The organism is Verrucosispora sp. SN26_14.1 (assembly GCF_004307965.1).
Lineage (GTDB): Bacteria > Actinomycetota > Actinomycetes > Mycobacteriales > Micromonosporaceae > Micromonospora.
On sequence record NZ_SISL01000104.1, the window covers coordinates 1 to 15,624 of the forward strand.

Below are 15,624 nucleotides of genomic sequence, written 5' to 3' on the forward strand. Positions count from 1 at the left end.
CCGCGAGCCCGCGCACCGCGCCGGCCACCCCGAGACCCGCCTCCGACTGCTCGTTGCCGCCGCTTCCGGGGAGACCTCGCCGCAGACCGGCGACGAGACCGCTCCCCTGCCCACCGGCTCCGAGGCGCGCGACGCGCCGGTCGCAGGTCCCGGGACCGTCCCCGGCACCGACCGGAAATCCACCGACCCGCCCTCGCACGACTCCGCGCACCGACGCCTCACCGACGAGCAGCAGAGCGGTGGCGGGGCCGCTCCTGAATCCGAGGAACGAGACGCCGCTCCCGGTGAACGGGACGCCCCGCCACACCTGTCCGACCCACCCGCACGGCGAGCCCGCGCGGACGAACCGGATCGCGACCGGGTCGCCGTGCCTCGGGCCTGGGCACTCGCCGCCGTCGCCGTCCTGGTGGCGATGGCCGCCGGCATCGGCACCGCGCTGACCGTCGTCGGCACCGGCGACGACCACGCCGGCTCCCCGTACGAGGCCGCCGAACCGCAGCCCGGAGCGGACCCGTTCGAGGCCGGTGGTCCGGAGCCGGGCGGTCCGCCCCCGCGCGACGGGAGACGCCCGCCGCCGCCGGGCGGGCTCGTACCGCCTCCGCTGCCCTGCGTGCGACCCTGGGTCGAGGGCGGGCCGATCGACACGGCCGCACCGGTGACCGACGACGAGAAGTTCCGGCCGCCGACCGGCTGGGCCTGGCACACCGACCGCACCGGCTTCCGGGTGGCCGTACCTGCCGAGTGGCGGTACTCCCGCGACGACGACGTGGCCTGCTTCCAGGATCCGGCGACCGGCCGCGCGCTCACCGTCGCCCGGAGCACCGACACCCGCCTCGGGCCGGTGGCGCGACTGCGCGCGGTCCGCGACCGGGAACTGGCCGCCGGCACCCTCCCCGGCTACCAGGAGTTCCGGCTCGGGCGGATGGACGACGCCACCGCCTGGGAGTTCGGCTGGCTGACCCCGCACGGCGACCGGCTGCGCGCCACCCAGATCGTGCCGGACGAACGGACCCGCGACCGCGTCTGGACGCTCGGCTGGATCACCCACGAGTACGACTGGAAGCCCTCGACCGACCAGTTCGCCACCATCCGCACCAGCTTCCGACCCCGCCGCTGAGTCCCGGACGCGACGGCACCCGCAGGGTGTTCGCGACGGTGCGGTGTCGGCCCGCCCCAGGTGGGGTGGGGTGGCCCGGTGCGGTACGCCGCTAGGCTCGGGGGCGTGGAACGGGAACGGCACGACGACACTGACCGGCTGCGAGTCTCCGACCGGGAGCGGGAGGAGGTCGTCGAAGTGCTCGGCAAGGCGGTGACCGAGGGCCGGATCACCCTCGACGAGTACACCGAGCGGGCCGGCGCCGCACACGCCTCCCAGACGCGTGGTGAGCTGGCCCGGCTGACCACGGACCTGCCCGACGCCCCGGGTCGGACGCTGGGCCGGACGACCGGTGCGCTCGCCCCGACGCCGGAGAAGCTGATGGCCGTCTTCGGCAACGAGGTCCGCAAGGGGACCTGGACGGCCCCGGAGCTGATCGAGGCGCGGGCCATCTTCGGGGACTGCCGGATCGAGCTGCACGAGGCCGAACTCTCCGCCCGGGTGATCCGGATCGACGCGGACGCGATCTTCGGCAACGTCACGGTCGTCGTGCCGGAGGGCACCGACGTCCGGCTCACCGGCAGCGCGGTCTTCGGCAACAAGAAGTCGAAGCTGACCGGGCCGGTCACCCCCGGTTCCCCGGTGATCGAGGTGACCTGCCGTGCGATCTTCGGCGACGTGACCGTCCGGGCGCCCCGCAAACGCTGGTGGAGCTGATCACCCCTCGCCCTCTGCCGCCCGGACCCGCCGGCCCTCCGACAGCTCGGCGAACCGACGTCGCCGCCACCACGAACTCGTGGAACGACTGGACCATGCCCACCCCCTCACCGCTCTAGAACGTCAGGGGGCACACCGATGGTTGGGGTGGTCCGGTCGACGACCGGTCAGCCCGGCGCGGAGACGGGCGAGCCGATGCGGTGCAGCGTGCCCTCCGGGTCGACGTAGGCGAACTCGCGTAGCCCGTAGGGGGTGTCGTGGGGCTCGCCCAGCCGACCGTCGACACCCGAGGTGGTCCAGGCGGCGTGCAGCGCGTCGGCGTCGGAGACGTACAGGTAGAGCGTCGACGCCGTGCGGGTCGGGTCGTGCTCGGCCCACTCGGTGAGGTGCCACGAGACCGAGTCCCGCTCGACGAATGCGTAGCGCTCGGGCCCGGGGTGGGACCGCACGGTGAAGCCGAGCCGCCGGTAGCGGTCGAGCGCGGCGTCCAGGTCACGCACCGGCACCACCGGAGCGATCCTGTCGAAGGAGACTTCTGCGGGCATGCGGCCACCCTGTCCGAAAGCGCCGACGTGCGGCGACGACCTCCCCGAGACCGTACCGCCGGGCTGTGACAGGTCGGCGGAACGCCGCGTCCCATGGCCGACACAAGCGGTCCGGCGGGCCGTCCGGCGCTGCCATACTCCCTGGTGGTCGGGTCGTTCCTCGGGCAGCGCCGCAACGGTGTCCCTTGTGGATCCTCATGACGGTCCCCCTGCGGCGTGGCGGAGAACTACAGTGACGTAGTTTTGGCGCTCAAGATCCCTGGGGAGGGCGAGCCGAGATGATGGGTCCGTCGCACGCGCTGTCCGGCGCAGCGGTATGGCTGAGCGGGTCCTGGGCGCTCCAGCACTTCTACGACTACGAGCAGTCGCCGCTGGCGTTGGCCGTCGGCACCGCTGTCTGCGCCGGTGCGGCACTGCTGCCGGACATCGACCTCTCCGGCAAGGTGACCCGCAACCGGGGCGGCGCGACCGTGGCCCGCACCTTCGGCGTCTTCTCGCTGTTCGTCGCCGAGGTGGTGGAGAAGATCTCGCTGGGCGTCTACTACGCCACCAAGCTCAGCCGGGACCCGAAACGCAACAACGGCCACCGGACGCTGACCCACACCATCCCGTTCACGGTGCTGGTCGGCTGGGGCACCACCACGCTCTGCGTCCAGTACGGCAAGTGGGCCGTCATCGGCATCCTGTTCTTCATGATCGGTCTGGCGCTGCGGGGCCTGTTCGACAAGTGGGCCGCGCGCGCCGGCTGGGTCATCGTCACGCTGGTCTCGGCCGGCGCCGCCGTGTTCACCGCTGTCAACCTGCCCGGTGATCGCGGGTATCCGATGATCGGCCTGGCGGTCGGGGTGGGTTCGTTCGTGCACATCCTCGGCGACATGATCACCCGGGCCGGCGTACCGATCCTGTGGCCGATTCCGATCAAACGGCGGATGTGGACGCCGATCAGCCTGCCCGACAAGATCGCGATGCGGGCCGGCGGACGGACCGAGACCGTCTTCGTGCGTACCGGGCTCATGGTCGTCTCGACACTGGCCGCGTTGGGCCTGGTCGCCCCGTCGGTGCTGGAGAAGTTCCACCTCGACATCTGATCTCGTCGAGGCCGGGCCGGCGGCCGTCGCTGGGGACGCACCGCCACCAGCCGCCGATCATGGAGTGGTGGCTGAAGGATTGCCCCGACAGGTGGCATTTGTGAGCACCACACGTCCATGATCGGCGGGTAAGTGGGGTGCGGCGGCGGGCGTCCGGGGCTGCGACGTCGGTTCGTCATTGGCTATTGACGTGGCTGTAACACGTGACCTACCTTCTGTCGAACCGCTTAGTCGAAGCGTTTCGACGAGCCCGTGTGGGGAGGTGCCGTGGCCACCATGCAGGACGTGGCGCGCCTCGCCCGGGTCTCGGTCAGCACCGTGTCGTACGTGCTCACCGGCACCCGCCCGATCTCCCAGGCCACCCGGGACAAGGTCCTCGCCGCGATGGCCGCGCTCGACTACCAGCCCAACGCCATGGCCCGTGGACTGGCCAGCCGACGTAGCCGCATCCTCGGCCTGCTGCTGCCGATGGACGAGCGGGGTCTGGGCGCCACCGAGACGGCCTTCGTCACCGGTGCGGCGGCCGCCGCCGGTGCGGCCGGGTACCACCTGGTGCTCTCCCCCATCGGCGTCGGCGACCTCGACGAGTTGCGCCGGCTGGCCAGCCAGCGGATGCTCGACGGCGCGCTGCTGATGGAGGTGCAGCTCCACGATCCCCGGGTCGACGTGTTGCGGGAGGTCGGCGTACCGCTGGTGCTCATCGGTCGCACCGCGGACACCACCGGATTGTCCTACGTGGACATCGACTTCGCGCAGACCGTCCAGGAGGCCGTCGGCCACCTGGTCGACCTCGGGCACCGCCGGATCGTCTACGTCAACCACTCCGCCGAGACCCTGGCCGAGGGGTACGGCCCGGCGCTGCGCACCCGCGACGCGTTCACCTCGGCGATGACCGGACACGGTCTGGAGCCGTTGATGATCCCCGCCGAGGACAGCGCCGCCGGGGGCCGGGCCGCACTGGACACCGCGCTGCGGCAGGTGCCCGACCTGACCGCGATCCTGGCGATGAACGAGAGCGCCGTCTTCGGCCTGCTCGGCGAGTTGGCCACCCGGGGTCGGACGGTCCCCGACGACGTCTCGGTCGTCTCGATGGTCACCTCGCCCCAGGTCGCCGAACTGGCCACGCCCGCACTGACCGCGATGAACTCGCCCGGGTCGGCGGTGGGGCGGATCGCCATCGAGACGCTGCTGCGTCACGTCGACGGCGGTGGCGACGAGATCCGCCAACAACTGTTGCCGTGCGCGTTGGAGGTCCGCGGATCCAGCGCTCCGCCGCGTACGGCCGGCACGAGTGACACGGGGGCCGGCGGCGACCAGCCGGCTCCGGGCAGTGAAGCAGCCCGCCGTCGCGCTGCCACGCGACGACGGGCTTGAGGAGTACCGGCTCGATACTCACCAGGGAGACTAGCAATGCGACGATTCCGCAGCGTAGCCGTGGCGGCCACGGTGGCCGCGCTCACGGCGACGAGCCTGGCCGCCTGCGGCGGTGACGGGGACGACAGTGGGGCGAACGTCCTCAAACTCTGGCACTACGAGAGCGCCAACAGTGCGATGGGCATCGCCTGGGACCGGGCGATCGAGATCTTCAAGGACGAACACCCCGGGGTCGAGGTGCGCTTCGAGCGCAAGGCGTTCGAGCAGATCCAGCAGAACGCCGGCATGATCATCAACTCGGCCGAGGGCCCCGACATCATGGAGTACAACAAGGGCAACGCCACCGCCGGGTTGCTCTCCTCGCAGGGCCTGCTCACCGACCTGACCGCCGAGGCCACCGAGCGCGGCTGGGACAAGGCGCTGAGCCCCAGCCTGCAGACCACCGCCAAGTACGACAACGGCGTGATGGGCTCGGGCAACTGGTACGGCGTACCCAACTACGGCGAGTACGTGATGGTCTACTACAACAAGGAGCTCTTCACCGAGCACGGCGTCACCGTGCCGACGACGCTGGCCGAGATGACCGCCGCGATGGACACCTTCGTCGCCAAGGGCGTCACGCCGCTGGGCATGTCCGGCGCCGAGTACCCGGCCGGTCAGCTCTTCTACCAGCTCGCGCTCTCCCGCGCGGACCGCACCTTCGTCAACGACTACCAGCTCTACGCCAACCCGGTGGACTTCAAGGCCGACCCGCTCAGGTACGGCGCACAGACCTTCGCCGAGTGGGTCGGCAAGGGCTACATCGCCAAGGACTCGGCCAGCCTCAAGGCCGAGGACATGGGCACCTCGTTCATCTCCGGCAAGGTCCCGATGATCGTCTCCGGTAGCTGGTGGTACGGCCGGTTCAAGAGCGAGATCTCCTACGACTGGGACAGCTTCCTCTTCCCCGGCAACACGATGCACGCCGGCTCCTCCGGCAACCTCTGGGTGGTCCCGGAGACCAGCAAGGCCAAGAACCTGGCGTACGACTTCATCGACATCACCATGCGGCCGGAGATCCAGGCGCTGATCGGCAACAACGGGGGCGTGCCGGTGGCCGGTGACCCGGCCGCGATCAGCGACGAGAAGGACCGCAAGCTGATCGAGAACTTCAACACCATCAGCGGCCAGGACGGCCTGGCCTTCTATCCGGACTGGCCGGTGCCCGGCTACTACGACGTGCTGGTCTCCGGCTTCCAGGGCCTGATCAACCAGTCCAGGTCGCCCGAGCAGGTCCTCGACGCGATCGCCAAGCCCTACCAGGACGGCGTCGCGGAGATCACGCGCGACTGAGCGGCGGCGGGGGCGGGCGTACCCGTCGGCGTCACCACGGTGACGCCCGCCCCACCCTGGAAGGACCTCCCATGGCAGTGCCCGACACCGTCGCCGCCCGCCCGGGGGCGACCCCGTCTCCCCCGACGGGCAGGACCCCGCGCCGACCCCGACGCCCCGACGCCGGCTACTGGCTCTACCTGTTGCCCGGTGCGGCGCTGTTCCTGCTCGTCATCGGCGGCCCGCTGGTCTACACCGGCTACCTCTCCCTGACCAAGTGGTCCGGCGTCGGCGACCCCAGCTTCATCGGCCTGGACAACTACCGCACCCTGCTCACCGACGACGTCTTCTGGACCTCGTTCACGAACACCATCGCGATGATCGTCGCGATGGTGGTGCTGCCCACCCTGATCGGCCTGGTCCTGGCGGCCGTCCTGTTCGACACCATCGGACGTCGCTTCCGCCCGCGTACCGCCGCCGCACTGCGGGCCGCCTTCTATCTGCCGCAGGTGCTGCCGGTCGTGGTGGCCGGCATCGTCTGGGGCTGGATCCTGCGCCCCGACGGCGCGCTCAACGGGCTGCTCGACGCCATCGGGCTCGGCACGCTGAGCCACGACTGGCTCGGTGACCCGGACACCGCCCTGCCGATGGTGATGGCCGTGATGATCTGGGTGCAGCTCGGCTACCCGGTGGTCGTCTTCATGGCGGCGCTGGAACGGGTCAACCCCGAGCTGTACGAGGCGGCGGAGATCGACGGCGCCGGCTGGTGGCGACGGTTCCGCGCGATCACCCTCCCGCAGATCCGGCCGGAGACCTTCGTGGTCGGCCTCACCTGCACCATCGCCGCGATGAAGGTGTTCGGCCCGATCTACGCGCTGACCCGGGGCGGCCCGGAGAACGCCACAAACGTGCCCTCCTACTTCGCCTACTTCACCTTCTTCAAGCGGCTCAACGTCGGCTACGGCTCGGCGATCTCGATGGTGCTGACACTGATCATCGTCGTGGTGGCGGTGCTGTTCATCCGGGCGCAGAACCGTGCCGAACGCCGCGACGGAGGAATCTGATGGCCGTCACGCTCACCCCACCCCGCACCGGCGGCCGTACCCGCCGGGTTCCCGACCGGCACCACCGGGGCGTCACCCGCTGGATCGTGCTGGCCCTGGTCACCGTCGCCGCGCTGGTGATGCTGGTGCCGTTCGCGTTCATGCTGCTCAACGCGTTCAAGTCGCCCGGCGACTACTCGACCAACGGCCCGCTGAGCTGGCCGACCGAGTTCTACACGACCGGGCTGCGCACCTACTGGGAGCAGGTCGACTTCCCGGTCAAACTGTGGAACTCGATCCTCATCTCCGGCTCCGTCGCGGTGCTCGCCGTGGTCGTCTCCCTGCTCAGCGCGTACGCGCTCGGCATCGGCCGGGTCCGGGGCCGGCTCTGGATCATCGGGCTGTTCCTGCTGGCCAACATGCTGCCGCAGGAAGCCCTGATCTATCCGCTGTACCACTTCGCCAAGGAGGCCGGGCTCTACAACACCCGACTGGCGGTGATCATCATCTTCACCGTCATCCAGGCCGCCTTCGGCACGTACCTGCTCGCCTCGGTGCTCAGCACCTTCCCGCGCCCGCTGCTGGAGGCCGCCGCGCTCGACGGGGCCGGCAAGTGGCGGATCCTGTGGCGGGTCGTGCTGCCCAACGTCCGGCCCACCATCTCGGTGCTGCTGGTCTTCTTCTTCATCTGGACCTGGAACGAGTTCCTCATCCCCCTGGTCATGCTGATCGACAACCAGACCCAGACCATCCCGGTCGCGCTCGCCTCGTTGCAGGGCGACCGGCTGATGGACGCCCCCACCACCAACGCCGGCGCGCTGCTCAGTCTCCTCCCGGCGATCCTGTTCTTCCTCGTCTTCCAGCGCACCCTGGCGCGCGGCATCACGGCAGGAGCCGACAAGTGAAGTTCACCGACGGATACTGGCAACTGCGTCCCGGGGTGAGCGTGCTGCGCCCCGGCACGGTCGAGTCGGTGGAGCCGGACGAGCGGTCCTTCACCGTCTTCGCCCCGATCGGCAGGATCACCGGACGCGGCGACACCCTGAACCGCCCGGTGGTCACCGTACGCTTCTTCTCCCCCGCCCCCGGCGTGGTCGGGGTGACCGTCGGACACCATTCCGGCGGGCTCCCCAAGCAGCCCCGCTTCGCCCTCGCCGACAGCACCGCACACCCGGTGCACGTGGAGGTCACCGGGCTCAGCGCGCGGTTGACCACCGGCGAGATGACCGTGCGGGTGGCGCTGACCGGCCCGTGGCGGGTCGACTTCCTGCGCGGCGACAAGCTGGTCACCTCCTCCACCGAACGCAGCATCGGCGTGGTCACCGACGCCGAGGGCCACAAGTACGTGCACGACCGGCTCTCGCTCGGCGTCGGCGAGACGATCTACGGCCTGGGCGAGCGCTTCGGCGCGTACGTCAAGAACGGCCAGACGGTCGACATCTGGAACGCCGACGGCGGCACCGCCAGCGAGCAGGCGTACAAGAACGTGCCGTTCTATCTCAGCAGCGCCGGGTACGGGGTGTTCGTGGACCACCCCGAACACGTGTCGTTCGAGGTGGGCTCCGAGGTGGTGTCGCAGACCCAGTTCAGCGTGCCGGGGCAGTCCCTGACGTACCACGTGATCGACGGCCCCACCCCGAAGGACGTGCTGCGCCGCTACACGGCGCTGACCGGTCGCCCGGCCCGGGTGCCGCCCTGGTCGTACGGGCTGTGGCTGTCCACCTCGTTCACCACCTCCTACGACGAGAAGACGGTCACCGAGTTCATCGACGGGATGGCCGAGCGGGACCTGCCGCTGTCGGTGTTCCACTTCGACTGCTTCTGGATGCGGCAGTTCCACTGGGTCGACTTCATCTGGGACCCGGCGACCTTCCCCGACCCGGAGGGGATGCTGCGCCGGCTGCACGAACGCGGCCTCAAGGTCTGCGTCTGGATCAACCCGTACATCGCCCAGCGGTCCTACCTCTTCGAGGAGGGCCGACAGGCCGGCTACCTGGTCCGCAACCCGGACGGGTCGGTCTGGCAGTGGGACAAGTGGCAGGCCGGGATGGCGCTGGTCGACTTCACCAACCCGGACGCGGTCCGGTGGTACGCCGACAAGCTGAAGGTGCTGCTGGACATGGGCGTCGACTGCTTCAAGACCGACTTCGGCGAGCGCATCCCGACCGACGTGGTCTGGCACGACGGCGCCGACCCGCAGCGGATGCACAACTACTACTCCCACCTCTACAACAAGGCCGTCTTCGAGCTGTTGACGGCCGAGCGAGGCGAGGGCGAGGCGGTCGTCTTCGCCCGCTCCGCCACGGCGGGCGGTCAGCAGTTCCCGGTGCACTGGGGTGGCGACTGCGAGTCCACCTTCGTGGCGATGGCCGAGTCGCTGCGCGGCGGCCTGTCGCTGGCCGCGTCGGGCTTCGGCTACTGGAGCCACGACATCGGCGGCTTCGAGGGCACGCCCGACCCGGCGGTGTTCAAGCGGTGGATCGCCTTCGGGCTGCTCTCCTCGCACTCGCGGCTGCACGGCTCCGGCTCGTACCGGGTGCCGTGGGCGTACGACGACGAGGCCGTCGACGTGCTGCGCCGGTTCACCCGACTCAAGATGTCGCTGATGCCGTACCTGGCGGCAGCGGCCGACGAGGCGCACCGCGAGGGCGTACCGGTGATGCGGCCGATGATCCTGGAGTTCCCGGACGACCCGACCGCCGCGTACCTGGACCGGCAGTACATGCTCGGCCCGGACCTGCTGGTCGCCCCGGTGATGAGCGCCGACGGTCAGGTCACCTACTACGTGCCGGCCGGCACCTGGACCCACCTGACCAGCGGCGCACAGGTCACCGGCCCGGGCTGGGTCACCGAGAAGCACGGCTTCGACAGCGTCCCGGTGCTGGCCCGGCCCGGCTCGGTCATCCCGTTCGGGACGGTCACCGACCGGCCCGACTACCGCTGGGCGGACGACGTCACCCTGCGCCTGTACGCTCCGGCACCGGGCCAGCGGACCCGGGTACGCGTGCCCGCGCCCGACCGTGGGTCCGGCACGGAGTTCGAGGTGTACCACCGCGACGGGACGGCCACCGCCGAGGTGGTGGCGGGCGACTCGTCGGGGTACCGCTGCGAGGTCACGGAGGTGACGAAGTGAGTGATGTCGTGTTCCCTGAGGGCTTTGTCTGGGGGTCGGCCACGGCCGCGTACCAGATCGAGGGGGCAGCCCGGGTGGACGGCCGTGGACCGTCGATCTGGGACACCTACAGCCACACACCGGGACGCACCCTGAACGGGGACACCGGCGACGTCGCCGCCGACCACTACCACCGGTGGGAGTCCGACCTGGACCACATCGCCGCGCTCGGGCTGGACGCGTACCGCTTCTCCATCGCCTGGCCCCGGGTGCAGCCCGGCGGCTCCGGCCCGGTCAACCAGGCCGGCGTGGACTTCTACTCCCGGCTGGTGGACGGGCTGCTGGAGCGCGGTGTCCAGCCGGTCGCCACGCTCTACCACTGGGACCTGCCGCAGGAACTGGAGGACGCCGGCGGCTGGCCGGAGCGGGACACCGCGCTGCGCTTCGCCGACTACGCCACGGCGATCGTCGGGGCGCTGGGCGACCGGGTGCACACCTGGACCACGTTCAACGAGCCGTGGTGCTCGGCGTACCTCGGATACGCCTCCGGCGTACACGCGCCGGGACGCACCGAACCGGAGGCGGCGCTACGCGCCGTACACCACCTGAACCTGGCGCACGGTCTGGCCGGCCGGGTGATCCGCGACCTGGCTCCGGCGGCGCGGCTGTCGGTCACGCTGAACCTGCACGTGATCCGTCCGGCCTCGGATTCGGCGGCCGACGCCGACGCGGTACGCCGCACCGACGCGCTGGCCAACCGGGCCTTCCTCGGCCCGATGCTCGACGGCGCGTACCCGGCCGACCTGCTCTCCGACACGGCGGCGGTCACCGACTGGTCGTTCGTCCGCGACGGCGACGAGCGCACCGCGGCCGTCCCGCTCGACGTGCTCGGCGTCAACTACTACTCGACCACCCTGGTCCGCACCTGGGACGGCGTCTCGGCCCGGTCGAGCGCGGACGGCCACGGCCGGTCGGCGCACTCCGCCTGGGTCGGCGCCGACCGGGTCGACTTCCTGCCCCAGCCGGGCCCGTACACGGCGATGGGATGGAACATCGAGCCGGCCGGCCTGACCGAGCTGCTGCTGCGGCTGCACCGCGAGTACCCCGACCTGCCGCTGATGATCACCGAGAACGGCGCCGCCTTCGACGACGTGGTCTCGCCCGACGGCGCGGTGCACGACGACCGCCGCGTCGACTACCTGCGCCGGCACATCGCCGCGACGCACGACGCGATGGCGGCGGGTGTCGACGTGCGGGGCTACTTCGTCTGGTCGCTGCTGGACAACTTCGAGTGGGCGTACGGCTACGACCGCCGCTTCGGGATCATCCGCGTCGACTACGACACCCAGGAACGCCTCTGGAAGGACAGTGCCCACTGGTACCAGCGCCTGGCCGCCGGCAACGTCCTACCCGACTGAGCGGGTCAGACGCCGACGCGCTGCTCGGGCACGGTCAGGCCGTACAGCGCCATCAGTTCGGGGGTGTCCACCCGACTGCCGTCGGCCACCGAGTCGCAGGCGATGTCGACGATCTGGTCCTTGTGCGCCAGCAGGTAGGGCCGGGCACCGACGTCGGCACTGGCCAGGGTGGCGATGCCCGGCCAGTGCCGACGGCCGAACAGCATCGGGTAGCCGCGCAGCCCGTTGTAGGTGGCGCAGACCAGCACGTCGGGAAAGGGCAGCGCGGTGACCCGACGGATCGCCTCGGCGGTCAGCCCGGGCATGTCGACGGGGACCACCACCGCGGCCTCCACCCGGTCGTCGTCGATGCCGGCCAGGCCGGCACGGATGGACGAGCCGACTCCGGTGCCCCACGCCCGGTTGACCACCACCGTGGCGTGGTCCAGGTGCGCGGTGTCACGGACCTGGTCGGCGGCGGCGCCGAGGACGACGACGATCTGCCCGCAGCCCGCCTCCGTCAGCGTGTCGATCATCTGGTCGACCAGGGGTTTGTCACCCTGGTGCAGCAGGGCCTCGGGGCCACCGATACGACGGCCACCTCCCGCCGCGATGATCATTCCTGCGATCCGGTTCAGAACCGCGCTCCCTCCAGTGTGGGACCGGGTGAGCACCGTGGCGCTGTCCGTCCCGTCCGACGCACATCGTTTGCAACGAGCACGGACGGAGGAGAGTGGCGGGGCAAATAGGATAAATTAGGTAACACGCTCATCCTTCGGTGCGCGTCGGACGTATGCCGCACCCGTCGACCCGATCCCCCTGACGGATCGGCTCAGCCAGGCACCGGCAACGCGCCACCGACCCGGATGGGACCGTACGCGTCCCGCAACCGACCGCCCGTACGCCGATTGGCCACCGCCACCACCTCGGCCAGCATGGACAAAGCGGTCTCGGCCAGCGAGTCCCCGCCGAGATCCAGGCCCGCCGGACCGGCGAGCCGGTCGAGACCGGCGAGACCACCCAACCGGGCCAACCGTCGATCATGCGTCTCCCGGCTCCCCAGCACCCCCACATGACCGGCCCGGCCGGACAACGCGGCCCTGATCGCGCGATCGTCGATGCGCGGGTCGTGGGTCAGCACCAGCACCGCGTCGCGAGGCCCGACCGGGGCAGCGGACAGCCACCGGTCGGGCCAGTCGCAGACCACGTCGTCGGCCGCCGGCGCCCGCTCCCGACAGGCGTACGCGGGTCGCGGGTCGACCACCGTCACCCGGTAACCCATCGGCACGGCCAGCGCGGCCACCGCGGCGGCCAGATCCGTCGCACCGACCAGCACCAGGAGCGGGCCGGGACGCCACTGCTCGACGAAGCACTCCTCATCGGCGGGCAGCCCGTCCCGGCTCGCCGCGACCGACCAGTCGAACGGCTCCCGCAACGCGACGGCCACCGCCAGCGGACGGCGCGCGGCCAACGCGGCACCGATGGTCGCGTACACCGCGCCGGTGGGCGCCGGCGCGATCAGCACCCCCAACTCGGCGACGCAGGCGGGCGCGGCCTCCCAGGGCATCAACTCCGCGGCGGGAGTGACCGCCGTCAGACGGGGGCGGGCACCGTCGAGCACCGCGCGGGCCTCCGCCAGCAGGGCCCCCTCCACGCAACCACCGGAGACCGAGCCGACCCAACCGCCGTCGGCGGCGACCGCCATGGTGGCGCCCAGCGGCCGGGAGCCGGGGCCGGTCCGCCGTACCAGCCGGGCCAGCACGACCCGCTGCCCGGCCGCGTACCGCCGCTCGACGAACGGCCACACCTCCGCCAACATCCGCCGACACCCCCAGACGTCGTTGCGTACCTTTCTATCGCTTTTAACGACTTTGGGCGTTACAGATCCGTTTAATAGCGTTAACTCGCCGACCCACGATCCTCCGGGGGACGACCGCATGGACACCGAGATCGCACTCCGCGTGGACGGCGCCGACCACCGGCTCACCGTCGACACCCGCACCACCCTGCTCGACGCGCTGCGCGAACGACTGGGCAACACCAGCCCCAAGAAGGGCTGCGATCACGGCCAGTGCGGCGCCTGCACCGTGCTGCTCGACGGCCGACGCGCCAACAGCTGCCTCGCGCTGGCGGTGGCCCACGACGGCGCCGAGGTGATCACCGCCGCCGGACTCGCCCACGACGGTCGACTGCACCCCGTGCAGCAGAGCTTCATCGACCACGACGCCTTCCAGTGCGGCTACTGCACCCCGGGACAGATCGTCTCGGCGGTCGCCATGCTCGCCGAGGCGGCATCCGGGTGGCTCAGCGCGGTCACCGTACGCGACCCCGACCGCACCGACCCGGCCGCCCACGGGCCGGTCGACCTCACCGCCGACCCCGACGAGATCCGGGAACGGATGAGCGGCAACCTCTGCCGCTGCGCCGCGTACGCGAACATGATCCCGGCGATCCAGGAGGTGGCCCGGTCATGAGGCCCTTCCGGTACGCGCGCGCCACCGACCTGGCCGGCGCGGTCGCCCTGTTGGCCCGCTCGCCACAGGCGGCCTTCCTCGGCGGCGGCACCAACCTGGTGGACCTGATGAAGCTCGACGTGGCCCGCCCCGACCTCCTGGTCGACCTGCGGGACGTCACCTCCCGGAGCGTCACGGAGCTGCCCGACGGTGGCGTCCGCATCGGCGCGGGCGTCTCCAACAGCGACCTGGCCGCAGATCCGCTGATCCGGCGTCGCTACCCGGTCGTCGCGCAGGCGCTGCTCAACGGCGCCTCCACCCAGTTGCGCAACCTCGCCACAGTGGGCGGGAACCTGTTGCAACGCACCCGCTGTCCCTACTTCCAGGACGTCACCACGGCGTGCAACAAGCGCGCCCCGGGCACCGGCTGCTCCGCTGTCGAGGGACACCACCGCGACCTGGCGATCCTGGGCGTCTCCCCGGAGTGCATCGCCACCCACCCGTCGGACCTGGCCGTAGCGCTGGCCGCGATGGACGCCCTGGTGCAGACCACCGGGCCGGACGGCAGCCGCACCATCCCGCTGACCGAGCTACACCGACTGCCCGGATCGACACCTCAGACGGACACGGTGCTGGCCCACGGGGAACTGATCACCGCCGTCGACCTGCCTCCGCTGACCTTCGCCGCCCGCTCCTACTACCGCAAGATCCGCGACCGGGCCTCGTACGCGTTCGCCCTGGTCTCCGTCGCCGCCGCGCTCGACCTGGCCGACGGACGCATCCGCGACGTCCGGATCGCGCTGGGCGGCGTCGCGCACCGGCCGTGGCGGGCCACCCGCGCCGAGGACCTGCTGCGCGGCGGACCGCCCACGGAGGACAGACTGCACCGGGCCGCGGAGGCCGAGCTCGCCGACGCGCGACCGCTGCCGGAGAACGCCTTCAAGGTGCCGCTGGCCCGCAACGCCGTCGTGCGTACGCTGCTGGACCTGGCTGCGACGGGCCGGTAGGCGACGGGCCGATCCCGCGCACCGTCGCCGAGGCTTGGAACGACCTCGACCTTTCTCGTCAAGGGGGTCGGCCGCCTGCCACACTCTCTCGTGGTGTCCGCAGCCGCGTTCCCGAACACATGGACTCGCCGCCGACGGTTGCCGCATGGCAGGCTGCCATGAAGGGGTGATTCCACGGAACGCCCTATCCACTGACCCTGTCTCGCTCTGGGAAGGACAAGCGTGTCACGCCGCCTCTTTACGTCCGAATCGGTCACGGAAGGCCACCCGGACAAGATCGCTGATCAGATCAGTGACGGTATTCTCGATGCCCTGCTCACTCAGGATCCGCATAGCCGTGTGGCGGTGGAGACTCTGATCACGACTGGTCAGGTGCATGTGGCGGGTGAGGTGACGACGAAGGCGTATGCCGACATTCCGTCGATCGTGCGGGAGACGATTCTGGGGATCGGGTACGACTCGTCGAAGAAGGGTTTCGATG

At 70.8% G+C, this 15,624-nt stretch carries 14 protein-coding genes and 1 pseudogene; 12 read left to right on the forward strand and 3 right to left on the reverse strand.

Translation table 11 applies throughout. The features are described 5' to 3' along the window. Positions 1–1,117: pseudogene (locus EYA84_RS32455) on the forward strand (hypothetical protein); the annotation flags it as partial. Between the two features lie 105 nt (positions 1,118–1,222). Further along, positions 1,223–1,813 (forward strand): DUF1707 domain-containing protein, encoded by a 591-nt coding sequence (locus EYA84_RS12430; protein ID WP_161594959.1) that lies wholly within the window; start codon positions 1,223–1,225, stop codon positions 1,811–1,813. Positions 1,814–1,980: 167 nt separating this feature from the next. Here the strand turns inward: EYA84_RS12430 and EYA84_RS12435 are convergent, their stop codons facing one another. After that, positions 1,981–2,358 carry a VOC family protein gene (locus EYA84_RS12435; protein WP_131053198.1) on the reverse strand — a complete coding sequence of 126 codons (378 nt, stop codon included), beginning with the start codon at positions 2,356–2,358 and terminating at the stop codon, positions 1,981–1,983. 278 nt (positions 2,359–2,636) lie between these two features. Here EYA84_RS12435 and EYA84_RS12440 point away from each other — a divergent pair, with 278 nt between their 5' ends. From EYA84_RS12440 to EYA84_RS12470, 7 genes are all read left to right on the forward strand, one after another. Continuing rightward, positions 2,637–3,446, forward strand: coding sequence for a metal-dependent hydrolase (locus EYA84_RS12440; protein WP_131053199.1), 810 nt, complete (start codon positions 2,637–2,639; stop codon positions 3,444–3,446). A 276-nt stretch (positions 3,447–3,722) separates the two neighbouring features. Continuing rightward, entirely contained in the window at positions 3,723–4,820 is a 1,098-nt protein-coding gene (locus EYA84_RS12445) for a LacI family DNA-binding transcriptional regulator (protein ID WP_236145728.1), read from the forward strand. Between the two features lie 36 nt (positions 4,821–4,856). Beyond that, positions 4,857–6,152, forward strand: coding sequence for an ABC transporter substrate-binding protein (locus tag EYA84_RS12450; protein ID WP_131053201.1), 1,296 nt, complete (start codon positions 4,857–4,859; stop codon positions 6,150–6,152). A 71-nt stretch (positions 6,153–6,223) separates the two neighbouring features. Then, a complete protein-coding gene (locus EYA84_RS12455; protein WP_131053202.1) occupies positions 6,224–7,195 on the forward strand; it encodes a carbohydrate ABC transporter permease in 972 nt (323 codons plus the stop codon). Then, complete coding sequence (locus EYA84_RS12460; RefSeq protein ID WP_131053203.1) at positions 7,195–8,079, forward strand: carbohydrate ABC transporter permease; 885 nt, start codon at positions 7,195–7,197, stop codon at positions 8,077–8,079. Before EYA84_RS12455 ends, EYA84_RS12460 begins: the two co-directional genes overlap by 1 nt. Continuing rightward, on the forward strand, positions 8,076–10,307 hold the full coding sequence (yicI, locus tag EYA84_RS12465) for an alpha-xylosidase (RefSeq protein WP_131053204.1): 2,232 nt from the start codon (positions 8,076–8,078) through the stop codon (positions 10,305–10,307). The genes EYA84_RS12460 and yicI overlap by 4 nt, the downstream gene beginning before the upstream one ends. After that, positions 10,304–11,704 carry a GH1 family beta-glucosidase gene (locus EYA84_RS12470; protein WP_131053205.1) on the forward strand — a complete coding sequence of 467 codons (1,401 nt, stop codon included), beginning with the start codon at positions 10,304–10,306 and terminating at the stop codon, positions 11,702–11,704. The genes yicI and EYA84_RS12470 overlap by 4 nt, the downstream gene beginning before the upstream one ends. A gap of 5 nt (positions 11,705–11,709) precedes the next feature. Here the strand turns inward: EYA84_RS12470 and EYA84_RS12475 are convergent, their stop codons facing one another. Together EYA84_RS12475 and EYA84_RS12480 are read right to left on the reverse strand one after the other, a co-directional pair. Continuing rightward, positions 11,710–12,303, reverse strand: a complete 594-nt coding sequence (locus EYA84_RS12475; RefSeq protein ID WP_131053206.1) for an NTP transferase domain-containing protein — start codon at positions 12,301–12,303, stop codon at positions 11,710–11,712. Between the two features lie 212 nt (positions 12,304–12,515). Then, positions 12,516–13,502, reverse strand: coding sequence for an XdhC family protein (locus EYA84_RS12480; protein WP_161594960.1), 987 nt, complete (start codon positions 13,500–13,502; stop codon positions 12,516–12,518). A gap of 118 nt (positions 13,503–13,620) precedes the next feature. Between EYA84_RS12480 and EYA84_RS12485 the strand changes: the two genes are divergently transcribed. The 3 genes from EYA84_RS12485 to EYA84_RS12495 form a co-directional block, all read left to right on the forward strand. Further along, complete coding sequence (locus EYA84_RS12485; RefSeq protein ID WP_131053208.1) at positions 13,621–14,157, forward strand: (2Fe-2S)-binding protein; 537 nt, start codon at positions 13,621–13,623, stop codon at positions 14,155–14,157. Continuing rightward, positions 14,154–15,143, forward strand: a complete 990-nt coding sequence (locus EYA84_RS12490; RefSeq protein ID WP_131053209.1) for a xanthine dehydrogenase family protein subunit M — start codon at positions 14,154–14,156, stop codon at positions 15,141–15,143. Before EYA84_RS12485 ends, EYA84_RS12490 begins: the two co-directional genes overlap by 4 nt. A gap of 222 nt (positions 15,144–15,365) precedes the next feature. Next, positions 15,366–15,624, forward strand: a 259-nt coding sequence (locus EYA84_RS12495; protein ID WP_275540801.1) for an S-adenosylmethionine synthetase N-terminal domain-containing protein, incomplete at its 3' end; no start/stop codon positions are given.